Source organism: Massilia horti, assembly GCF_004614195.1.
In the GTDB taxonomy this organism is placed as follows: domain Bacteria; phylum Pseudomonadota; class Gammaproteobacteria; order Burkholderiales; family Burkholderiaceae_D; genus Telluria; species Telluria horti.
Window position 1 is genome coordinate 1 of record NZ_SPUM01000067.1, and the last position, 22,199, is coordinate 22,199.

Genomic DNA, 22,199 nt, shown 5'->3' on the forward strand with positions numbered 1-22,199 from the left:
CTAACCGATACTAATTGCCCGTACGGCTTGTCCCTATAACCTTGACAGTTATAGATGAGTACACAGTGCTGTTTCAGACAGTCACTACCTGATAAAATACTTCTTCCAGATTCAGAGCAGCGTCAGCCTAATAGGAGACGATGCTCGTACAAGTTATGCCTGATGACCATAGCAAGTCGGTCCCACCCCTTCCCATCCCGAACAGGACCGTGAAACGACTTTGCGCCGATGATAGTGCTGCAACCAGTGTGAAAGTAGGTTATCGTCAGGCTAGTTATAAAGAAAAAGCCCCGTTTGCCTGAGTGCAGACGGGGCTTTTTTGTTTTTCTAGTGTAAAGCGGAGACGGCCACGTCCTCATCCATCGTCGTTCCCGGCACTGCCGGAAACGACTTCCCGCCATGCTGAGCGTGCTGTAATGTGACGTCTTACTTATTGATGTCGCCCTGTGACCCCGCCATTTTGTTTCCCGACAAACCGTTTCAGCGGCTGGAAACCGACCAGGTTCCCGTCGGCACGTAAAGGTCCCTCTTGCGCGAGCAGTTCCTTTCCAAAGGCTCCCAGCCCCCCTGGACTAGCCACTCCTCTTTTTCTGTCGTAGCGCTCGGTCTCTGCCGGCAGGCCGAAACACCTGAACTGAGTATTATCATCGAACCCGCCACGATTTAGCATCGGACACCCACCACCATTTAGCATCGTAGACCCGCCAGCGATTCGCGCGCAAGCCGCCACTTGATTGGGCTGCAATGATGTGGGGGCTGTGTGTGTGCTGCGACCGGCGGGTTCCGCCCCGAAGGAGTCATTCGCCAGCACTTTACTGGTAGACATCCGATCAACTTCAATTCGCCCTGAGCAACTTTAGGATAGCGAGTCAGATACCATTTTTCACTTGGGAAAATGCCGGCCCAGCGACCTAGGTTCACTTGTTACCTATTTTTTCCTGTCTTCAAATCAGGTATTGACTTGCTTCAAGTATCGAGCCAACCAATCCATGAATACCTTGGCACGCCGACTCATGCGCTTCGCTGACTGATACATCACCGAAATGGAAATCTGACCACCGTTGCGCTTGATTTTCCGGCTTAGCGAGCAAGCCTACCGCGACAGCACCAAACCTTGCGATAACTGGCGCCACGCTTCGTCCAATTCCTGCGGATGCTTCTGGAGATAGGCCTCGAAATAAATCCTGCTTCCGCCGGCACCCAGGTGCCCCCGGTCGTTGTGGGCGTATAGCGAGGTTCCGAGTAACTCCATTCGACATACCTTATCGTCGCAAGGAACCTCATACGTGTGCAATACCGCAACTTGAGGAAAGCGTGTCGTGATCCGGTTCAAAATATTACGAGGTTCAACATAGCGATCGTCGGCATACTTGCGCGGATAAACGCAGAGATCCGCGGCGTGGCCCGGCAAGTAGAGGCGATTTGCCACGCAGTTTTCCATTTCGGCGGGGGCAACCGGTATGTCGTCAAGCAGGATGACCCGCTTGCCTGCGGCTTCCAGCTTGCCGATTGTTGCGGCAAGCTCCTTGTCAATTTCGCCTGCGACATAGCCGTGCAAGTTCGGTTCCGGCGTGTTGTCGACGTCAGCATACAAATCCCATACCGCAGACATGAAGACAAATTTGATGTCCGGTGTCGCGAGGATGTAGTTCATCACCGCCTTGTCATGGGCGCGACACTCTTCGGCATGACGTTGAAATGCGCCATCGCCAGCCCGTTCCGGACTATTCTCGACTGGCGCGCACATGGTAAATGCGACATCGTGTATGGCAACATTTTTCCGTTTTCCAATCGCATCGATAAAATCAATCAGGTGGTAAGCATGGCTGTCACCCCAGAACACGCCCTTGGTCGTGGCGCTCACATCACCGACCGAACAGTCGCTGGCAGCGGTGACATCCACCTTGCCCCAGCATTTCTTACCGCGACTGTCGCTAAACACCGTCTGTCCCGACTCACGGAAGTCGCGTTGATATCGCGCGCCGGTGAACAACGTGAACTGGTTGGTCAGCGTGCCCACGACGATCAGCAAGATCGACAGCATCACCGGTACCAACCATAACTGCAGAATCGCCCGCTTGAAAGTCCACTGCTGCCGGCGCAACGGTTGTTCAACATACAGATACGTCGGGATGGTCAGCAACAGAGCGCAGACCATGGCCAGTGCCATATTCCAGGCGCCTGTCAGTTGAAAGCGCCCGAACGCGAACAGAACCGGAAAGTGCCACAGATAGAGCGAATAAGACAGCTTGCCCAACTGGGTCGCCCCGCGATTGGTGAACAGCCGACTGACATACCTCGCACGCAACGCCCCCAGAAGGATCAGCACGGCACCGACGCATGGCCATATAGCATTCCCCCCTGGCATCGCAGTTGACGCCCGGTAAGTAATCACGCACCAGGCGACAATGCCCAGACCAAGCAAACTCAACAGTTCGCCTACCCACCAGGTGAACTGGAGCTTGCCCTGCGTCGCGAACAAGGCCAGCACGATACCCAGCGTAAACTCGAACGCGCGCCCCTGCAGGAAATAATAGGCACCTGCCTTGCCACGCGAGACCAGCCAGCACGACGCCAATGTTAGCAGCACGGTGACCGCGATCGCCACCGTCTGTTTGATATACAGGCGCCGCTTCGCCAGCAAAACGAAGGCGAGTGGCGCGATCAGATAAATCTGCTCCTCGACCGATAACGACCATGTGTGCAGCAAGGGGTGCTGATCGGCGGCCAGATCGAAGTAGCCGGTCTGTTTGGACAGATAAATATTGGATAAGAAGATCGACACGTATCCGATATTTTTCGCCAACTCCATGTTGTTACTAGGCAGGCAGTAAAGCACGCCGAACCCGAAGGTCACCGCCATGACCAGATACAGCGCGGGCGCCAAGCGCGCGAGGCGCCTGGTATAAAAGCGCTTTAACGAGAAAACGCCGGCTTCCTGGTCATGCAAAATCGACCGTGCCACCACATAGCCGGAGATGACAAAGAAGATATCGACGCCGACAAAACCACCGGAAAACATCGAAAACTTGGCATGGCAGAGTATCACTGCCAACACTGCCAGCGCGCGCAGTCCGTCGACATGCGGCAGGTAGCGATTAATATGCGTGGTGTACGTCTGTTTGAATGATGCGGGAGGCGTGGTGAAAGTCTTGGTGGCGTGCTGTGGGGACATGGATGATGAAATTTGGGATAGTCGCAAATGTTGGCACATCTGCAATGACCTAGATGGCCACCAGCAGGAGGTACATGTCGGCTCGCTGGCCTCCTGCTTGGCAGCTTGCAAACTAAAGCCTTACGATGGAATGAAATTTTTCGACTGACCGTTCTTGGCCGAACGCGGCCGACGGCATCTAGGATAGCATCTTGCCATTCTGCAAAACTCACTTATTCTCATTTTTGCCCGAAGATGCCATTCCTCGGACCGTCAAGTGGTGGTGTTGCATGCAAGTCGCTGTTGGATTCGGGATGGTGGCGGTGCACGCTTCGCCGCCACGTACGCATGCAGTTTCAGCTTTTTCTGAATTTCACGGAACGTGAACGTGGAGAAAAACTGAAACTGAACCGCCATGGTTACATGGGAGCGCGTTGCAACGATCGCCGAGCAGTTCGATGATCGAGCGTAGGTTTCACCGCCACTGCTGCGACGCTGCTGGACTGGCAGGGCCGCTCCCAGTTCCAATCAGGCGATCACGCTGCGTTTGGGCGTCAAGAATCTGATGGACAGAAAGTCGCCGCTGTCTCTGCGCGCTTCCTCTGGTCACCAGGTTGGTTTCGACCCGCGTTATGTCCGGTGCGAGCCTGGCGGCGTTTTTCATTGTGCTCGCCGGGGCTGGAAATCGCCGGGGCAGTGATGGACAAAAGCCCGCTGGCTGACGTCAGCGGGCTTTTGTTTTTTTGTGCTGGTTTCCTTTGCGCGTTCCGGAGTATGTGCGTCGCAATGGGACGAGATCACAGCGGTAAACCGCGCTTACCTGTTCGGCACAGGCAAGCATTGCGCGAACAGGCAACAATTCCGCCGAGAGCGCACAGGCACTCGCGGCGGTATTCGCGTATTTACGCCGGAATCAGACGCCCCAGAGAATTTCGCAGTGCTGGTCGCGCGCCGCGCGCAGCATCTCCAGCAGCGGATAGGACCGGGTGGCGAAACTCACGGTTTCGACGCCCTCGTGCTGGGCATCCTCGTGCTCGCCATGGTGGGCCCTGACGTCCTGCTCGACTTCGTCGGTTGGCACGTGCTTGCGGCTTTCGGCAATTTCTTTTTCCAGAATCTCGACCGCCTTCGGGGCTTCCTCGGAAGTGATGACGCCGCGATCGGTATCCTTGTGCAGCAAGTCAAGGATTCGCTTCGCGTGCTCCTTGTACATCATGACTTCTGGATATGCTTTGGATTTGAATGTGATCAGCATAAAAGTTCTCGTGTTTCGGGTCGTGACGAAACCATAACACGACTTGCGCGACCGGTCATCCAGCGCGCGAGCCTGACGCTGTGGCGCGTGTTCGTCCAAGCCATGCAAACAGTGGCAGTACCAAGGTCACCAGGAACAGGGCGGCTGCGGCCAGCAACTTGAGCTGGGAAGGCCCACTGCCCAGGCTTTCCTGCAACAGGAACGCCAGTCCGGCCCAACCGAGCGTACTCAACACGTCGAGCAGGCTGCCAACGAAGTTCTTTCGCGCACGGGTGGCAAACATTTTTCGGGCTGTCGGGCGGCCGGTCCACATCGTGATCAACGCGGAACCGATCACCGCGCCGGCCAGGGTGTAGCAGGCCAGCACGCCCGCCAGTGGTTGATGCGCCACCAGCCAGAGCAATGGGACAGCCATGAGCACAAGTACCGGCATTACCGCCGCCGCCATTTTGGCCAAGCGCACCAGGAACGGGTTGGCAGGCGAGACCAGCAGCAGATCCGGGGCGTCCTCCGCCTGGACGATGATCCACGTAAGGGACGAGGTTAGTGATGCGGATAACATCGTCATGCCAGCTGCGATGCCTGCCAGCCTGACGTCCGGTTTCGAAAATGCCAGCACGAACAGCGGCAGCAGGTACAGCAACTGAAGCAGTGTTTGCGAAATGAGGTGCGGGTCACGGGCGATCAGTCGCCATTCCTTCAGCACGACGACCTCTGCCAGACCGCGTCCGAAACGAAAACGCATCCCGCCTTTGGGTGGTGCTGCGGTCCGGCTCGCTCCCGTTGCCTGCTGCAGCCCGCTCACGAAGTAACGATGGGTGAACTGGACCGTGAAAGCAAATGCCCCCAGGCCTAAGGCACACATAACGAACAGCGGCCCCGGCGCGCCAAGCGCCGCCTTGGCCGGGAGCCAGAGTGCACTGTCCGTCGACGATATTCCGTTGGCGCCGATCCATTTGGAAAACCACGCCGTCACCTGCGCCTGCTTGTTATGTACGCTCACGTTGAACAACTGGGTCAGCAGGAATATCAGCCCGCCGGAAACTGCACTGAGTATCTGGGCGAGTACACGGGTACGACGTGCACCGATCAGCCGGACCAGGCCCAGCGTCAGCAGGATTCCGACTGTTACTGCGAGGGTAGCCCAGCCCAGGACGGTGGGATAAATCGCCAGCCAGCGGAATTGCCCCAGCATGAGGCCGACATGGGCAAGCGGCGCCAGGAAGAACAAGTAGCCGAGCGCAATGCTTGCGACCAGGCCGAGCAGGCGGACCGTAAAAATGCTGCGCGACGGCAGCGGGGAAGACAGCAGCAGGTCGAGGTCGCCGCGATCGAACAATGCTTCCACGCTCGACTTCAGTGCGCCCGAGAGCATCAGCAGGAACATGCACACGAGTGCGAACGTAACGAGGAGCAGAACCTGCGGGTCGGCGGAGCCCGCCTGCAACGGCCGCCACGATAGCAGAGCGAACGCGAAGCCATGGATGATCAGCCACACCAACGTGAACGTGACCAGCGTCCTTGCCATGCCCCCGCCCCGGGGTTTGCCCTTTGTCGCTTTCGCTCTTAAGTTGTACCAGTGCAGTCTCAGCTCATGCTTCAGCAACCACAGCGAACTGCCGGGCGTACTCATGCCTGCCCCGTCAGCTGCAGGAACATGTCTTCCAGCGTGTCGCCTTCGGTCTTGGCGCGCAACTGGTCGAGCGTCCCCTCCGCGATCAGGCGGCCGTGCTGAATGATCCCGATGCGCTGCGCCAGCCGCTCGGCCACCTCCAGGATGTGGGTGGTCAGGATCACGGTGCCCCCATTTCGGACGTGGTCCAGGAGCAGATCTTTCACTTGGCGCGCGGCAGCGGCATCCAGGCCGGTCAGCGGTTCGTCGAGGACCAGCAGTTGCGGCTCATGGATCAGCGCACCGGCCAGGGCCAGTTTTTGCTGCATGCCGCGCGAAAAGCCTTCGGTCAGTTCGTGCGCATGCTTGGCCAGGTCGAGCCAGTCCAGCAGGCGGCGCGCCTGCGGCTCCGCGTCGGCCGCGCTCATACCCCACAGTCCCGCGACGAATTCGAGATATTCGGTCGGCTTGAGTTTTCCGTACAACATCGGGTCATCCGGCAGGTAGGCGATCTGCTGCTTCGCGCGGGACGGTTCGCGCGCCATGTCCACGCCCATGACTTCGACGCTGCCGGCATCCGGCGCCAGCAGTCCCACCAGCATGCGCAAAGTCGTCGTTTTGCCGGCGCCGTTTCGGCCAAGCAGCGCGTACAGTTCGCCGCGCCGGACCGTGAGGTCAAGATGGTCGACGGCCGGCCGGCCGAACGATTTGCAAAGGGAGTTCAGCCGGATGGCCGGAGAGGAGTCAGTCGACATGTAGGCGCTTCGATAGGCAATGTGGAAGGAACCGTGCAGGCCGTGCAAACATCAGAGCAGTTTGAACGAGCTGAGAAACTGTTCGGCCTGCTCCTGATTCACGGATTTCGTCTTGCCCATCACGACGACCTGGTAGACGCGCTTGTCGCGCGCCTCGAAGTGGCCGATCAGGCGCATCGGCGCGCCATTCACGTTTCCGTTGGCGTCGAGCTCTTCGCTCGTGCTTTGCGCCATCGTGGCGCCGCTGGCAACGGCAACGGAACTCGATTTCTTGCTCGTCACCGTCCCGTTAATGTTTTTTACCATCGCCGCTTCCATTGCCTCCAACGCCGCCTGGGCCTGCTGCGGGTCGGGCACTTTGGCGGTGCCGACGGCGAAGATCGTATTCTCGACTTCAGCGGCGGTCATCGTCATGTCCACTTTTATGTTGCCCAAGTCCACCGGACGCGTAAAGCTGGCGGGCTTGGCCGGGAACATCACGCGGTAGGGGGCGTCGGGACTGGTGTAGTCGCGCCAGTTGTAGGTGGGGCTGCAGCCGGCGAGCGCGATTGCCGCAGCCACAGACAGCACCATTGACGAGAATGAAAATTTTGGCATGGCCAGATGGTAGCAGGGCAGCGCTCGCGCCGCTACTGGCGGCCGGCGCTACCGCTCGCGCAAACCGCGCCGGTACTGGACGGCTTCCGCGACGTGACTGGCCTGGATTGCCGGCGAACCGGCCAGGTCGGCGATGGTGCGCGCGACTTTCAGGACCCGATGATAAGCGCGTGCCGACCAATGCATGTGCGCCATTGCCGACCTTAACATCTTGTCGCCGGAATCATCCAGCCGGCAATGGCGATCGATCTCGCGGGTCGACAGGAACTGGTTGGCCTTGCCCTGCCGGGTGAGCTGCAATTGATACGCATGGGCCACCCGGACCGCGATCGTTTCGGTCGCCTCGCCATCGGCCAGCGCGCTCATGGTTTCGGGCGCCATTGCGCTTACCTCGATCTGCATGTCGATCCTGTCCAGAAGCGGGCCGGAGATGCGGTCCTGATAGCGCATTACCCCTTCGCTCGTGCAATGGCACTTGCCGGAAGGGTGGCCGCGCCATCCGCAGGGACAAGGATTCATCGCCGCGATCAACTGGAATCGTGCGGGGAAGTCGGCCTGGCGGGCCGCACGTGAGATCGTAATGCGGCCGGATTCGAGCGGCTCGCGCAACACTTCGAGCACGCGGCGATCGTATTCCGGCAACTCATCCAAAAACAGCACACCCCAATGCGCGAGCGACACTTCGCCGGGCCGCGGCAGATTGCCGCCGCCGACTAGCGCGACGCCCGAGGTCGTATGGTGCGGGCTGCGAAATGGACGAACTTTCCAGCGCTCGGCCGAAAAGCCTCCGGACAACGACTGGACCGCGGCCGATTCCAGCGCCTCCTCGTCGTTCATCGGCGGGAGCAAGCCGACGAAACGCGATGCAAGCATGCTCTTGCCCGCGCCCGGCGGGCCGACCAGCAGCACCGAATGGAGTCCGGCCGCGGCGATCTCCAGTGCCCGCTTGGCGTGCTGCTGTCCCTTTACGTCGGAAAAATCGGGATAGGCTGGCGCTGCCGTCAGCGGCTTGGCTTGATGACGCGGAAGGCGGCAGGCATCATCGGCAGCGGCGAAGTGGGCGCACACATCAAGGAGCGACTGGGCCGGAAAAATGGCTGCATCGGAGACCAGCGCGGCCTCGTCGGCGTTCGCGCGAGGCAGGATGAAGGCGCGTGGTGCATCGGTTCCGCAGCGATGCATGGCAAACGTCATCGCAAGGGCGCCGCGGACTGGGCGCAGTTCGCCGGTCAGCGACAGTTCGCCGGCAAATTCGTAATTGCCGAATTCCTTGCCGGGGATTTGCTTGGACGCCGCCAGGATGCCCAGGGCAATTGGCAAATCGAAGCGGGCCGACTCCTTGGGCAGGTCGGCCGGCGCCAGGTTGACTGTGATGCGCCGCGGCGGAATGTCGAAGCCGCTGTTTTGCAGGGCCGCGCGCACCCGGTCCTTTGATTCGCGCACCTCCGCATCGGGTAGGCCGACGATCGTGAACGATGGGAGGCCGTTGGCGAGGTGCACCTCGACGCTGACGGCGGGCGCTTCCATGCCCGCAAGTGCACGGCTTCGTAACACGGCGAGACTCATGAGGCTCCTGCGGGTGGTTGGACTCGCAAGATGGTGCGCCGCCGTGGGAATTCGTTGTTGAGCCTTGCCAACCGTGCGCTGCCTCACGTTGCAGCTAGAGAATCTTCTGGAGCTCGTGGAGAATTTTTCTGACGGTAACGTTCTCCGTTGCCGTCAAGCCGCGATGCCGGATTAATGCTGAAATATGGAACCGTAGAGCCATGCAAATCTCCGACCCTGTTGACCCGGCCTCGAAGGCATCCTTGAGCACTTCGGCATTTTTTGCATCACCTCGGCTCTCCAGTTCCAAAATCAACGTTTGGGTAGCGCTGTACAAGTCAAATTTGCTTTCCATCGCCATGTCCGGTTGTTGAATGCAAATGTGAGGATAACCACTTGGAGGCTAATGTTACCCCCGAGTAGCAGCTTGAGGACGAACAGGTGTCTCTCTACTCTGCCGGCGCTGGCGGACGACCTCGCATGTAAACTGTATCGGTGGGCGGTAGCAGAAACCCTGTAGAATCCTCGCCTGTTCTGATCGCACACCGCGCCCTCCATGAGACTGACTTCATACACCGACTATGCCCTGCGCACCTTGATGTTCCTGGCACTCAATCGCGAGCGGCTGGTCACGATCGGGGACATTGCGGATGCACACCAGATCGCCAAGAATCACCTGACCAAGGTAGTGCACCAGTTGGGCATGCTCGGCTTCGTCGAGACCGTGCGCGGACGCAGCGGCGGCCTGCGTCTTGGCCGTGAACCTGCCGACATTCGCGTCGGGGACGTGGTGCGCCAGACCGAGACCGATTTCTACATGGCGTCCTGCTTCGACCAGGAAGCGCCGCGCTGCATGTATTCGTCCAGTTGTGAGCTGAAGGGGGCGCTGGCCCGGGCTACCCATGCCTATCTCGAGGTGCTCGATGGTGTGACGCTCGCGCAGATGGTGGCGGGCCAGACTGCGCCGCAAACCGCGGATGGGATTGCCCCGATCGAGCTGCATTTCAGTCGCGCGAGCGCCTGAGAGTTGCGGCCTGCTGTTGCCGCAAGCCCCGCTGTCGCCCTAGCCGCACTCGCCCATGTAGTGGCAGGCGTCGCAGCGGGTGCATCCGTCGACCCTGCGCAGCGACAGCGCGCCGCATTCCGGGCACTTGGCGCCCGATGTCGGTGGCAGCACGCCGGACGCTGTCTGCTGCCCGGCCTGTGAAGCATCGCCGCGTGCTGCCAACGTGCGCGCCAGCTCCGGCACGGCGACCTGATTCCCGTACGCGTCGAGAAAGCCGCGCCGGATCAGCATCCGCTGCAGCATGAACGCAATCGCTGCCACCTCCGAATCGTGGTACACCGGCACCTGGGTGCCATCTTCGCGCGTCAGGTAGCCGCACCGCACCGGGCCTTTTTCCCACACCACCTCGCGCATGTCCATCAGCGCCTTGGCGATCGAACTGCCGGCGCGCGCCGCCATCGAGAGCAGCCGCATTGACGCGGTAATCCATTGCTGGCCGTCGGTGCGCTGGCTGGCCGGCATGAAGAACTCGAATGGCCGTTCGATCGTGACGCTCTTGCCTTCCCAGGTGCCTTCGGCGCGAATGAAGCTCACGCTTACGTAAGCCGTCTTGGTGCCTTCCTGCGTCGAGTACTCGATCTTGGAGGTGACCGATTCGAGCTCGCCCAGCGGGCGCCGTTCGAAGCGCTTGTGCAGCGGGTCGTCATCCTGCGTCTTGGTCTGCTCCGGCTCCGGCACCGCGGACAGCACGCTGCCGAGCACCGTGTTCGGCCGATAGGTCGCCAGGCCCTTCAACCCGGCACGCCAGGCCTCGCTGTACAGGTCGCGGAAGTCGTCGAACGGATAGTCGGCCGGCACGTTCACCGTCTTGGCGATCGCCGTGTCGATGAATGGCTGCACCGACTCCATCATGCGCAGATGGTCAATCGCGCGCATTTGCAGCGCGGTGACGAACTGCGGCGGCAGCCGCGCTTCGTCCGTGACATCGTGGCCGAGCTGGCGGTACAGGCGCCACGCGTGATCAGCCACCTCGTAGGTGCGCGTCGAGCCGTCCGGCATGCGCTTTTTGCGCTGATAGGTCCACGAATACGCGGGCTCGATGCCGTTCGACGCATTGTCGGCAAACGCTAGCGAGATGGTGCCGGTCGGCGCGATCGACAGCAGGTGCGAATTGCGGATGCCGTGCGCCCGGATCGCTTCACGCAGTTCATCCGGCAGGCGGCTGATGAACTGGCCCTGCAGGTATTTGTCCGCATCGAACAGTGGGAATGCCCCTTTTTCCTTGGCCAGTTCGATGGATGCGGCATAGGCGGCGTCGCGCAGTTCACGTGCGATACGGGCGGCGAAGGCACGGCCCTCGTCGGAGTGGTAGTGCAGGCCCAACATCACCAGCGCGCTGCCCAGGCCCAAAAAGCCCAGGCCGATGCGGCGCTTGGCGCGGCTCTCCTGCGCCTGCTGCGGCAGCGGCCATTCGGTGGCATCAAGCACCAGGTCCAGCATGCGCACTCCGACCGCCGCGACCAGACGCATGCGCGCAAAGTCGAAGCGTGCGCTTGACGAGAACGGGCGTTCGACGAAGCTGGTCAGGTTGAGCGAGCCGAGGTCGCAGCAGCCGTACGCGGGCAGTGGCTGCTCGCCGCAGGGATTGGTGGCGGCGAGAATCTCGGCGTACCACAGGTTGTTTTCCGCATTCATGCGGTCGATGAACAACACGCCCGGCTCGGCGTGGTCGTAGGTGGAAGCGATCACCCGGTCCCACAGCGCGCGCGCCGGCACCTGCCGGTACACCCAGAGCCCGTCCGCGCGCTGGCGCACGCCGCTTGCCGTCTCGTCGCCCGGCTCGGCGCGGTGCACGAGGTCGAACGGCGCGTTGGCCTCTACCGCGTGCATGAATTCGTCGGTCACGCCGACCGAAAGGTTAAAGTTGGTGAAGCCGCCTGAGTCCTTGGCGGCGATGAAGCGCTCGATATCGGGATGGTCGATGCGCAGCACGCCCATCTGGGCGCCGCGCCGGGCGCCGGCCGATTCGACTGTCTTGCAGGAGGCATCGAACACTTCCATGTACGACACCGGTCCCGAGGCGCGCGATTGGGTGCCGCGTACCTTGCTGCCTGCCGGTCGGATAGCCGAAAAGTCGTAGCCGACGCCGCCGCCGCGACGCATGGTCTCGGCCGCTTCGGCCAGTGCGGTGTAGATTCCGGGCAGGCCGCCTTCGACGCCACTGATGGCGTCGCCTACCGGCTGCACGAAGCAGTTGATCAGCGTGGCCTTGATGCCCAGCCCGGCGGCGGAGTTGATCCGCCCCGCCGGAACAAATCCTTGTTCCTGGGCCCACAGGAAGCGCTGCGCCAGGTCCGCGCTTTGCGCTGCGGGTTCGTATTGCGCGAGCGACGTGGCCACGCGCCGGCGCACGGCGGCAACGTCCCGTTCATCGCCCTTGGCGTACTTCTCCAGCAGCACGTCGAGCGACACTTCCTGCGGCGCCATCGACGTGCCCAACAAGTCGTTTGCATTCATGTGTCCGGTTCCGGATGTCCACGAATGCCGGGGATGCGCTCGTGATCAGTCCGCGGAAGCCTGGGCGGCCAGGCGCGCTTCCAGCTCGGCCACGCGCGTTTCCAGCGCCTCCAGCTTGGCGCGGGTCTTGGCCAGCACCTGCGCCTGGATATCGAACTCTTCACGGGTTACCAAGTCAAGTTTGGAGAAGCCCTGGGTCATCATCGCCTTGACGTTGCGTTCGATGTCCTTGGCGGGCGAATTCTCGAGGGCCTGGTTGATCTTGCCCTGCAAGTCGTTGAAAAAATTGTTCATGTCCATCTGATCCTTGTTGTCGGGCTGTCGCACCAGCATGGTGCGAGAGCCGCCTGATTTGGTGCGCGGCGACGGCGCCGCACGGACGAATGTGGTGGTTCATACCAAAAGTGGGGCGTTCCTGCCATAAAAACAAGTGTGCTGCCCTGGATTTTGGTGTGGCACGCATCCTGCTAAGAGTAGGGTTGTGTGAACACCCGCTGACTGGATTGTAAACCCCAACCGTGGAGATTCAATCAATTGTAGGAGTGTTTTGATGAGCCGCCTGGAAACCTCGACTTATGCCAGTCGCTGTCCAAATCGTTTTGACAAGAGGTATCGCAATGAAAATGATCACCGCCATTATCAAGCCCTTCAAACTCGACGAGGTGCGCGAGGCGCTCTCGGAGATCAACGTGCAGGGCATCACGGTGACTGAGGTAAAGGGATTTGGCCGCCAGAAGGGGCACACCGAGCTGTACCGCGGCGCCGAATATGTCGTCGACTTCCTGCCCAAGACCAAGATCGAGGCCGCGGTCGACGATACCGTGGTCGACCAAGTAATCGACGCGATCCAGAGCGCGGCGCGGACCGGCAAGATTGGTGACGGCAAGATTTTCGTCTCCGAACTGCAGCAGGTTATTCGTATCCGTACCGGCGAGACCGGCAACGACGCACTTTAAACAATTGGGGGCAACCCATGAACAGAATGATGGCCAGGATATTGGCCGCTCTAGCCTTTGCTGCCGCGCTCGGCAGCGCGCTGCCCGTCATGGCGCAGAACGCGCCCCAAAGCGCGCCTGTCGTCAGCGCGCAGGAGCCCGCCGCCGCGCAGGGGGCGGCGGCCGCCTCCACCTTGCCGCCGGGCGGCACCGCTCCGGTCGCCGCGCCGGCCCCGAACAAGGCCGACACGGGATGGATGATGGTTGCCACGCTGCTGGTGATCATGATGTCGATCCCTGGCCTGGCGCTGTTCTACGGTGGATTGGTGCGCGCCAAGAACATGCTGTCGATCCAATTGCAGGTCTTCATGATCTTTTCCACGATCATCGTATTGTGGTGCCTGTACGGCTATTCGATCGCATTCACCGTGGGGAACCCGTTCTTCGGCGGCTTCGATCGCGCATTCCTCAGGGGCATCTGGGACCCCGTCAAGGGCGTGTTCAGCGCCGCCCCGACCTTCAGCAAGGGGGTGATGATTCCCGAGTTCGTCTACGTCGCGTTCCAGGGTACGTTCGCGGCGATCACCTGCGGCCTGATCATCGGCGCGTTCGCCGAGCGCGTGCGCTTTCCGGCAGTGATGCTGTTCATCGTGCTGTGGTTCACCTTCGGCTATCTGCCGGTCGCACACATGGTCTGGTTCTGGCCGGGGCCGGATACGATCACCAACACGGCGACACTGGAAGCGGCCACCGTCAAGGCTGGCTGGCTGTGGCAGAAAGGCGCACTCGACTTCGCGGGCGGCACCGTGGTGCACATCAACGCCGCAGTGGCCGGACTGGTCGGCGCGATCATGATCGGCAAGCGCATTGGTTATGGCCGCGAATCGATGGCGCCGCATTCGCTGGCGCTGAACATGGTCGGCGCTTCGCTGCTATGGGTGGGCTGGTTCGGTTTTAACGCCGGGTCGGCGCTGGAAGCGGGCGACGTCGCCGCGCTGGCTTTCGTCAACACCCTGCTGGCCACGTCCGCCGCCACCGTGTCATGGGTGATCGGCGAGTGGACGTTCAAGGGCAAACCGTCGATGCTGGGCGGCACATCAGGCGCGGTGGCTGGGCTGGTCGCGATCACCCCGGCCTGCGGCTTCGTCGCTCCGATGGGCGCGCTGGTCATTGGTTTGCTCGCCGGTGTCGTCTGCCTGTGGGGCGTGAACGGCTTGAAGCGCATGATCGGCGCCGACGATTCGCTCGACGTGTTCGGCGTGCATGGTGTCGGTGGCATCTTGGGCGCGTTGCTGACGGGCGTGTTCGCCGCGCCTCAGCTTGGCGGGCAGGGCATCTTCGACTACGTGGCCAACAAGATGTCGACCGAACCGTACTCGATCGGCCACCAGTTGCAGGTGCAGGGCGCGGCCGTGCTCACCACGATCGTGTGGTCGGCGGTGGTGTCGGTTATCGCCTACAAAGTGGTCGATCTGGTGCTCGGGTTGCGCGTGCCGGAAGAGCAGGAGCGGGAAGGCCTGGACATTACCAGCCATGGCGAATCGGCGTACCACGCCTGATGACACCGTGTTTTTTTGCGGGCGTGGTCGGTCTTTTTCTTTTTCCAGCTACTGGGACGATGGCTTGAACCATTTCGGCGTCATCGGTCGAGGTATGGAGTATATGGTCCTCGCCACAGTAGGCTTTCCGGTAGCGCCAATACCCTGTGTATTCAAAAACGGGATGATCGAAGCCGGCCAGGGAATCATGGACGAAATCTTCGAACAGGACTGCGAAGGCGGGATGAGACGGCTCCGACCGCTGCGCTTTCGTGAGGACGTCGCGTGCTTCCGGGTCAAAAAAGTGCTCTTTCATCTGATCTCGCCCGACAGGTTTTACTATTTCCCTGAGCAGTTGCTTGACTCGGGCCATGCCGCTAGCTTTTTGGGTGGCTGACAGAAGAAATGCCGCATCGGCCAAAAGTGAACGATTGAATCTCAGCAGTTTTTCGCGGTCCGCTTCCGAGGCGCGCTTGATTTGATTCGAGTAGGGGAAATGTGCCCGCATTTGCCAGCGCCAGTTGAGGTAATGCTGCATATGCTCGCTTGCGCTCGTCGGGGTGAGGGTCACCGCGGACAGGAAATCTTGGTACGCTTGGGCGAGTCGGGGATGAATGGCAAAGGCATCATGCGCTCCCGCGCGCACCATTGGCCTTTCGATCGGAACACCTGTGGCGATAGCACAATCGAGCATGTGATTGAGGGGAATTTGCGAGAGCTTTAATGAATCGCTTTCTTGCGGGGTCTTTCCAACTGACGCACCCAGTTCGCCGGGCGCATAGCCGCCGCCGACGTCGCTATGGCTGCCAGGGTAGGCGTACTGATGGCAGCCGGGCGGCAAGATGCCGTTATGCCCGATTTCGTCCAGCGGGAAGGTCCGGCGGAGCTCGTGCATCGCCACCATGTGAACGCAATTTTCGACAGCCGATGGAAGGCGCAAGAATTCCGCGAGCGCCCAACCGCTATGGCCTCCTGTGTCAATTGTGGCCAGGGCCTTTGCATTGGTGAGGACGCCCGCCGACGCAACGGTGTCCATCAGGCCGACAAAGCGAAAGCGCAAGGGGATACCCGCGAGTTTGCCATCAACAAGCATATCGCTCAGCCATCGGCAAAACACCCGCGCTTGCGCCGCGCCGCGAGAGAAGCCGAAGACGTCCAGGAAGCATTCGACGATTCGCGGTTTCCCTGCCCGCAGCTTATCTTCAAGGGCGATAGCAAGTTGCCGTAGAAAACCTCGAAGTTCGTTTTCACGCCGCATCGGCGGTATGACTCCGTGGTACTTTGTATCGATGCGGGCAAGAATTCTGTAACCGACCATGGTGCGCTGGTCTGTATCCCGGCAGAGCGCGATGATTTCATCGTCTTTGAAGAGGTACCTGTTATCGAAGCTGCGGCGATGAAGATACTCCAACATCATGAGTAAGGCGAAGATGACCCGGGATTCGCAGCCGATCCCAAATCCCTGGTCCAGCCAGTTTTCGCCTTTTTCGCCAATCTCGGGGAAGGGCGTTCCTACGCCGGGAATGTAGTGACCGTAGTAGCCTTGTTCTATGTGGTTTTCGTAGGCATCGAATAGCCTGGATATGTTGCTGTCACGATGAGTGTTCCGGTCGTGCTCGCGATTGTTGCCGGTGCCATCAAAGAAGATGCCGACATTGAGATTCGTCTCGCATTTCTGGAAGTTGATGTGATGGTTTGGCAGAACCATGTTGATGCCAGCAGTGAGGGCACTGGCAGATGGGAGGATTTTGAACGATAAACCGTTCATCGCCAGTCTCCATGGTTTTTTCTTCTTTTTTCTTCCTTTCTTGTCGCCGCTTCCACTTCCTCGTCCGTAAAGAGGGTGTTTATCTTTACGCCCACCGTGGCTCTCAGTACCTCATCCGGATTGTCATTTAGGATAGGGTGATGCCCTCCGGGACCATTATTGCTCACTACGATTCGAATCCGTCCGTTGGGGTAAAAGTGAACCCAGAAATTCCCAGTCTCATCGTATTTTTCGACTGGTACTTCCGCCCGATACATCGCCTCCAGCTTGGGGACGCCTGGCTCATCGTCAGAAAAATATAGAACCTCCCAACGAACATCTGCTGTCAATCCCGGTCTCCATTTTTTGGGTATCGCTACACAGCAAACCAATGACCCTCCCCCACCGCCACGTCCGACTTTGCTGCCTGAGTACCCGTTGACAAAAAAATCGCTAATGTAGAACTTTTCTCCCATGTGGTGAACGCCGCCGATGGAATCCGGCATAAATTCCTCTTTGGTTATGGATGTGTAGGCGGCATAGCCGCCAATCGAAACGACCGCCAGCAGCAGTAACAAAAGGCGCCAGCGCCTTAAAGCAATTCGGAAAAAGTTCATTACAAGCTCCGTGTTCGGGAGTGTGGCTGGTCAGGGGTGTTCCGTTTGCATTGCTGCAGCCCGCGCAGCCATTTCCTGCGATCGGACACGTCGTGCTTCCATCTCATCCATCAGTTGCCGAAGCTCGGCTTTGAATTCGTCACGCTGCTGTATTCCAAGTAGGCGCGGGACCTCATAGCGTCGAAGAATTTCACCTCTGGTCGTCAACACAGCGTCGGCAAAGAACGTCAACAGGAGTTGGTCCTCATTACCGGCTGCCTCCCATGCCGCGCGCGCCGCGCAAGCCCATTGGTGCTGTTCGCCCGCGTCGCCCGGCAGTTTGCGGCCGTGTCGCATGGCCCGGACATTGGCCAGAACACCCTCAGGTTCGAGTGCTTCATTAAGATCCTCCATCTGTTGCGCACTGAGCTGCAATGGTGTGGACGCACATGATTCTCCGGCAGCGCCAAGCGGCAGCCACACGATCGAATGGGTGCGGTCATGGATACCCCACCTTTGCATTGGCGCAGTCATCGCTTTCCATTGTTCAGGCGTCAGGATCGAAGGCAGGAATTCCAGCACGGCACAATCCGCGTATCGCAGCGTGTACTGCTTGCCGTTGGGCGCCACGATGAAGATGAACCTGCGCAGATGGTGCGCAAGCTCGGCCCGTGGTAACGTGGTTTCAATCAGCGACAAGTGGAGTGCTGGCCTGGTGGCATTTGCCAGTTCCATTACCCGGTCCAGATGGCCAGCCTCGTAAGCTGCTTCGATGTCAATTAGCAGCGGGCTCACCACCAACGCCTTGTCGTTGTAGATTGGCTCCAGCCATGCCGCACGCACATCCGCCGGCGCTTCCGAATAACGGGACGGCGCAAGCTGCAACAGTCCGTTATCGATGAGGAGATAGCAGAAAATCTCAGGCGTCTGTGTGCTCATTTTGGCCCCATCAATGCGCTGCTTTCCGTGGATTTTCAGCATGAGAAAGAATGCATAATGGCACTTTGTGCCAATCCACATTTGACTTATGGCAATGAAAGCGGCCGACCTGTGGTGAGGTGCCAGATCAACTGGAGGGCAAGAGGAAGCAGCGTTGTCAACGACAGCGATGGGCCAGCCTGGACTTGTCGAAATCTGCATCCCAAGGTCGTTGGCATGCAATCGGCAGTTATACTGTTCGTCCTGTCCCGCATTCCCGGAAATCTATCGGCTCTTTAAATACGGCCGTTCGTCCCAATGTAGGATAGCCAATAATTTACAGATGCCCGAAGGACGTCAACACCCATGGTTCCGCACCTCGTCACGGCCCTGACCGGCCCGCTGCTCGATCTCGAAAAGAAAATCCTCGAGGCCACCCCCGCCATCGAGCGCTGGTTCCGCCTGGAGTGGCAGGAGCACACCCCGCCGTTCTATTGCTCGGTCGATCTGCGTAACGCCGGCTACAAGCTGGCGCCGGTCGACACCAACCTGTTCCCGGGCGGCTTTAACAACCTGGCCACCGAAATGCTGCCGCTGGCGGTGCAGGCCGCCATGGCCGCGATCGACAAGTACTGCCCGGACGCGCGCAACCTGTTGCTGATCCCGGAGAGCCACACCCGCAACCCGTACTACTGGCAGAACGTGCAGCGCCTGATGCAGATCTTCCGCCAGACTGGCCTGCACGTGCGCCTGGGCTCGCTGTCGCCGGACGTGACCCAGCCGACGCCGCTGGCGCTGCCGGACGGGAACATGCTGGTGGTTGAGCCGCTGGTAAGGTCAAGCAACGGCAGGCGCGTGGGGCTGGCGGACTTCGACCCGTGCACGATCCTGCTGAACAACGACCTGTCGGCCGGTATCCCGTCCATTTTGGAAAACATCCACGAACAGTCGCTGTTGCCGCCCCTGCACGCGGGCTGGGCGATCCGGCGCAAGAGCAACCACTTCAAGGCTTTCGACGAGGTGGCCAAGAAGTTCGGCAAGCTGATCGACATCGATCCCTGGCTGGTCAATCCGCTGCATGCCAAGTGCGGCGAGATTGACTTCCAGGAAGACGTCGGCATGGAATGCCTGGCCGACTCCGTCTCGGCGCTGCTTTCCAAGATCAAGAAGAAATACCGCGAATACGGCATGAAGGACCAGAAGCCGTTCGTGATCGTCAAGCCCGACGCCGGCACTTACGGCATGGGCATCATGACGGTCAAGGACGCGAGCGAGGTCAAGGACCTGAACCGCAAGCAGCGCAACAAGATGTCGGTCATCAAGGACGGCGTGCAGGTCACGGACGTGATGATCCAGGAGGGCGTGCCGACCTTCGAATCGATCGACGACAAGGTGGCCGAGCCGGTGGTGTACATGATCGACCGCTATGTGGTCGGCGGCTTCTACCGGGTGCATGCCGAGCGCGGCATCGACCAGAACCTGAACGCGCCGGGCTCGCAATACGTGCCGCTCGCGTTTGCCCAGCAGCACGCGGTGCCGGATCTGAAGGCCAAGCCGGGTACGGCGGCGCCGAACCGGTTCTACGTGTACGGCGTGGTGGCACGGCTGGGGCTGCTGGCGGCGTCGCTCGAGCTGGAGCGGACCGATCCGAATCCCGAGGTGTATTGAACGCCGGCCGCGATGAGCCTATTCGAGAGACCAGGCGTAAGATGAAGAGGGGCGGCTCTGCCGCCCCCATGCTTCAAAATAGTGCGCGAATCAAGCTGGCGCGTGGCGTCGGCTCGACTGTATCAGCTTGCGGTGGCAGGAATGGCAATGCCAAGGGCCGATGCCGCCATCGTATTGTCGGCGTCGCTTCCTGCCAGCACATAGCCGCGCTCTAACAGCTTGCGGGTATAGTACTTGTTGTACATGAAGGACCATACGAGACCGATGAAGAATGCTCCGATGCCCAGCGTCATGATCCCAATGATGACGGAGACCACGAATCCCCCGATGAAGGTGATGTAGTCGCCGCGGAACAACGCGGGAAAGAATCCAAAAAAGAACGTGGTCCAGGAGAACCCGTAGTAGCCGTCCTTGACGATTCCCGATTCCTTGTGTTTCAACGCGATCCTTGTAGCCATAGTTTGTCCCGGTTTTGGTTAATGTTGTTGATGACGAGCGCGTCGCTTGAATGTTTGTTCTGCGCAACGTTCGTGCATATTAGTATGCCAAGTTTTCATTTGGCAATTCTCTCCAATTCCCACGGCACCCTGGGGGCGTCGGCGGGGTTGGCGGTTTCCGGCTAAAATCTGGGCATCCCCCAAATTGGAACACCCATGAAAATCGCTTTCCTCGCCGATCCGCTGTCCGGCTTCAAGACCTACAAGGACTCGACCTTCGCGATGATGCGCGAAGCGTCGCGCCGCGGCCATGCCATCTACGCCTTCGAGCAACACGACATGGCAATCGAGCAAGGGGTGGCGACGGCCGAAGTGGCCGAGATCACGCTGACCGGCGAACTGGACGACTGGTATTGCGCCGGGCCGGGCGAATCGGTGCCCTTGTCCAGCTTTGACGCCATCATCCAGCGCAAGGACCCGCCGTTCGACATGGAATACGTGTACGGGACCTATATGCTGGAGCTTGCTGAGCGGCAGGGGGCGCGCGTGTTCAACAAGCCGAGCGCGATCCGTGACCACAACGAGAAGCTGGCGATCACCCAGTTCAGCCAGTTCACCGCGCCGACCCTGGTGTCGCAGAGCGTGTCGCGGCTGCGCGCCTTCCACGCCGAGCATGGGGACGTGATCTTCAAGCCGCTCGACGGCATGGGCGGCGCCGGCATTTTCCGCATTAAGGACGACGGCATGAACCTCGGATCCGTGCTGGAGACGCTGACCGTCAACGGCACCCGCACGATCATGGCGCAAAAGTATATTCCGGAGATCGTGAAGGGCGACAAGCGCGTGCTGCTCATCGGCGGCAAGCCGGTGCCGTTCGCGCTGGCGCGCATCCCGCAAGCCGGCGAAGTACGCGGCAACCTGGCGGCCGGCGGCATGGGCGTGGCGCAACCGTTGTCCAGCCGCGACTACGCCATTGCCGAGGCGCTTGGCCCGGTGCTGGTCGAGCGTGGGCTGTTGCTGGTAGGATTAGATGTGATTGGCGATTTCCTGACCGAGGTGAATGTCACCAGCCCGACCTGCTTCCAGGAGATTACCGACCAGACGGGGTTCGACGTGGCCGCGATGTTCATCGACGCGGTCGAGCAGCAGGTTACGGAAAAATAAATCATGGTAGGCATTCTGCTGTTGACCCACGCTCCGCTGGGCCAGGCATTCATCGCGGCGGCATCGCACGTCTTCCGCGGTCCGGTGGAGCACGTGGAGGCGATCGACGTGACCGCCGACCAGGACCTTGGCGAGGTCAACATTCTGGCCAAGGGCGCGATCGCGCGCCTGGACGAGGGCGATGGCGTGCTGGTGATTACCGACATCAAGGGCGGCACGCCGTCCAACTGTTGTAATGCGCTGGCCGATGCGGGCCGCGTGGAAGTGATCGCAGGCATCAGTCTGCCGATGCTGCTGCGTGCGATCACTTATCGCCGCGATACGCTGGACGTGGTGGCCGAGATGGCGCTGGCCGGCGCCCAGAACGGTGCGGTGCGGGTGGATAACCGGATCCGGATCGGCGCGGGCTGATACCAAAGGCGGCGTGGCTTGGCGGCGCGGCAGTTCCGACGATTGAAAACGACAACGACAATATGGTTCAACAAGAACTCGAAATTATTAACAAGCTGGGCCTGCATGCCCGCGCATCCGCCAAATTCACCCAGCTTGCCGCCAAGTACCAGAGCGACGTCTGGCTCACGCGCAACGCGCGCCGGATCAACGCCAAGTCCATCATGGGCGTCATGATGCTAGCGGCCGGCAAGGGTGCCAAGGTGACCCTCGAAGCGGAGGGCGCCGACGAACAGGAAGCGGTGGCCGCGCTGGCGGCCCTGATCAACGACAAGTTCGGCGAAGGCGAATAATGCCCCTCGATT

The 22,199-nt window shown here is 60.3% G+C and carries 20 protein-coding genes, 1 rRNA gene and 1 pseudogene; 9 read left to right on the plus strand and 13 right to left on the minus strand.

The genetic code is table 11. The features are described 5' to 3' along the window. The first annotated feature begins 158 nt into the window (after nt 1–158). Nucleotides 159–271, plus strand: a 5S ribosomal RNA gene (rrf, locus tag E4O92_RS10905). An 822-nt stretch (nt 272–1,093) separates the two neighbouring features. On the opposite strand, the gene E4O92_RS10910 is transcribed toward rrf, so the two are convergent. Then, nucleotides 1,094–3,175: an acyltransferase family protein gene (locus E4O92_RS10910; RefSeq protein WP_167759765.1), complete on the minus strand. Its 2,082-nt coding sequence runs from the start codon at nt 3,173–3,175 to the stop codon at nt 1,094–1,096. A 46-nt stretch (nt 3,176–3,221) separates the two neighbouring features. Between E4O92_RS10910 and E4O92_RS25175 the strand changes: the two are divergent. Then, nucleotides 3,222–3,323: pseudogene (locus E4O92_RS25175) on the plus strand (glutathione transferase); the annotation flags it as partial. Between the two features lie 744 nt (nt 3,324–4,067). On the opposite strand, the gene E4O92_RS10920 reads toward E4O92_RS25175, so the two are convergent. The 6 genes from E4O92_RS10920 to E4O92_RS10945 all read right to left on the minus strand — a co-directional run bounded on the left by E4O92_RS10920 (nt 4,068) and on the right by E4O92_RS10945 (nt 9,273). Then, entirely contained in the window at nt 4,068–4,409 is a 342-nt protein-coding gene (locus tag E4O92_RS10920; protein WP_135189802.1) for a DUF1840 domain-containing protein, read from the minus strand. Nucleotides 4,410–4,464: 55 nt separating this feature from the next. Continuing rightward, on the minus strand, nt 4,465–5,937 hold the full coding sequence (locus tag E4O92_RS10925; protein ID WP_135189803.1) for a hypothetical protein: 1,473 nt from the start codon (nt 5,935–5,937) through the stop codon (nt 4,465–4,467). Between the two features lie 101 nt (nt 5,938–6,038). Continuing rightward, nucleotides 6,039–6,776, minus strand: coding sequence for an ABC transporter ATP-binding protein (locus tag E4O92_RS10930; RefSeq protein WP_135189804.1), 738 nt, complete (start codon nt 6,774–6,776; stop codon nt 6,039–6,041). 51 nt (nt 6,777–6,827) lie between these two features. Further along, nucleotides 6,828–7,373: a hypothetical protein gene (locus E4O92_RS10935; protein ID WP_206076847.1), complete on the minus strand. Its 546-nt coding sequence runs from the start codon at nt 7,371–7,373 to the stop codon at nt 6,828–6,830. Nucleotides 7,374–7,421: 48 nt separating this feature from the next. Further along, complete coding sequence (locus tag E4O92_RS10940) at nt 7,422–8,939, minus strand: YifB family Mg chelatase-like AAA ATPase (protein WP_135189805.1); 1,518 nt, start codon at nt 8,937–8,939, stop codon at nt 7,422–7,424. Between the two features lie 94 nt (nt 8,940–9,033). Then, the gene (locus tag E4O92_RS10945) at nt 9,034–9,273 is read right to left on the minus strand and encodes a hypothetical protein (protein WP_135189806.1); all 240 of its coding nucleotides are present in this window, start codon (nt 9,271–9,273) and stop codon (nt 9,034–9,036) included. 201 nt (nt 9,274–9,474) lie between these two features. Here E4O92_RS10945 and E4O92_RS10950 point away from each other — a divergent pair, with 201 nt between their 5' ends. After that, a complete protein-coding gene (locus E4O92_RS10950; RefSeq protein ID WP_135189807.1) occupies nt 9,475–9,942 on the plus strand; it encodes an RrF2 family transcriptional regulator in 468 nt (155 codons plus the stop codon). 39 nt (nt 9,943–9,981) lie between these two features. On the opposite strand, the gene E4O92_RS10955 is transcribed toward E4O92_RS10950, so the two are convergent. Then, nucleotides 9,982–12,441, minus strand: a complete 2,460-nt coding sequence (locus tag E4O92_RS10955) for an adenosylcobalamin-dependent ribonucleoside-diphosphate reductase (RefSeq protein ID WP_135189808.1) — start codon at nt 12,439–12,441, stop codon at nt 9,982–9,984. A gap of 45 nt (nt 12,442–12,486) precedes the next feature. Next, nucleotides 12,487–12,741 (minus strand): accessory factor UbiK family protein, encoded by a 255-nt coding sequence (locus E4O92_RS10960; RefSeq protein WP_135189831.1) that lies wholly within the window; start codon nt 12,739–12,741, stop codon nt 12,487–12,489. 317 nt (nt 12,742–13,058) lie between these two features. Between E4O92_RS10960 and glnK the strand changes: the two genes are divergently transcribed. Together glnK and E4O92_RS10970 are read left to right on the plus strand one after the other, a co-directional pair. Further along, the gene (glnK, locus tag E4O92_RS10965; protein ID WP_135189809.1) at nt 13,059–13,397 is read left to right on the plus strand and encodes a P-II family nitrogen regulator; all 339 of its coding nucleotides are present in this window, start codon (nt 13,059–13,061) and stop codon (nt 13,395–13,397) included. 17 nt (nt 13,398–13,414) lie between these two features. Then, nucleotides 13,415–14,935 carry an ammonium transporter gene (locus E4O92_RS10970; protein WP_135189810.1) on the plus strand — a complete coding sequence of 507 codons (1,521 nt, stop codon included), beginning with the start codon at nt 13,415–13,417 and terminating at the stop codon, nt 14,933–14,935. Here E4O92_RS10970 and E4O92_RS10975 read toward each other — a convergent pair. From E4O92_RS10975 to E4O92_RS10985, 3 genes are read right to left on the minus strand one after another with little or no spacing between them, the layout of a single operon-like run. Beyond that, a complete protein-coding gene (locus tag E4O92_RS10975) occupies nt 14,901–16,682 on the minus strand; it encodes a T6SS phospholipase effector Tle1-like catalytic domain-containing protein (protein WP_135189811.1) in 1,782 nt (593 codons plus the stop codon). The genes E4O92_RS10970 and E4O92_RS10975 overlap by 35 nt on opposite strands. Further along, entirely contained in the window at nt 16,679–17,278 is a 600-nt protein-coding gene (locus E4O92_RS10980; protein ID WP_135189812.1) for a DUF3304 domain-containing protein, read from the minus strand. Before E4O92_RS10980 ends, E4O92_RS10975 begins: the two co-directional genes overlap by 4 nt. Nucleotides 17,279–17,308: 30 nt before the next feature. After that, on the minus strand, nt 17,309–18,238 hold the full coding sequence (locus tag E4O92_RS10985) for a DUF4123 domain-containing protein (RefSeq protein ID WP_167759766.1): 930 nt from the start codon (nt 18,236–18,238) through the stop codon (nt 17,309–17,311). A 303-nt stretch (nt 18,239–18,541) separates the two neighbouring features. On the opposite strand from E4O92_RS10985, the gene gshA reads away from it, so the two are divergent. Continuing rightward, entirely contained in the window at nt 18,542–19,843 is a 1,302-nt protein-coding gene (gene gshA / locus E4O92_RS10990; RefSeq protein ID WP_135189814.1) for a glutamate--cysteine ligase, read from the plus strand. Nucleotides 19,844–19,965: 122 nt separating this feature from the next. Here gshA and E4O92_RS10995 read toward each other — a convergent pair whose 3' ends face one another. Continuing rightward, nucleotides 19,966–20,301: a hypothetical protein gene (locus E4O92_RS10995; RefSeq protein ID WP_135189815.1), complete on the minus strand. Its 336-nt coding sequence runs from the start codon at nt 20,299–20,301 to the stop codon at nt 19,966–19,968. A gap of 195 nt (nt 20,302–20,496) precedes the next feature. Here E4O92_RS10995 and gshB point away from each other — a divergent pair, with 195 nt between their 5' ends. The 3 genes from gshB (at nt 20,497) to E4O92_RS11010 (ending at nt 22,187) form a co-directional block, all read left to right on the plus strand. Next, nucleotides 20,497–21,444: a glutathione synthase gene (gene gshB, locus E4O92_RS11000; protein WP_135189816.1), complete on the plus strand. Its 948-nt coding sequence runs from the start codon at nt 20,497–20,499 to the stop codon at nt 21,442–21,444. Nucleotides 21,445–21,447: 3 nt separating this feature from the next. Further along, complete coding sequence (locus E4O92_RS11005) at nt 21,448–21,855, plus strand: PTS sugar transporter subunit IIA (RefSeq protein WP_135189817.1); 408 nt, start codon at nt 21,448–21,450, stop codon at nt 21,853–21,855. Nucleotides 21,856–21,917: 62 nt separating this feature from the next. After that, the gene (locus tag E4O92_RS11010; protein ID WP_135189818.1) at nt 21,918–22,187 is read left to right on the plus strand and encodes an HPr family phosphocarrier protein; all 270 of its coding nucleotides are present in this window, start codon (nt 21,918–21,920) and stop codon (nt 22,185–22,187) included. Nucleotides 22,188–22,199 lie beyond the last annotated feature (12 nt).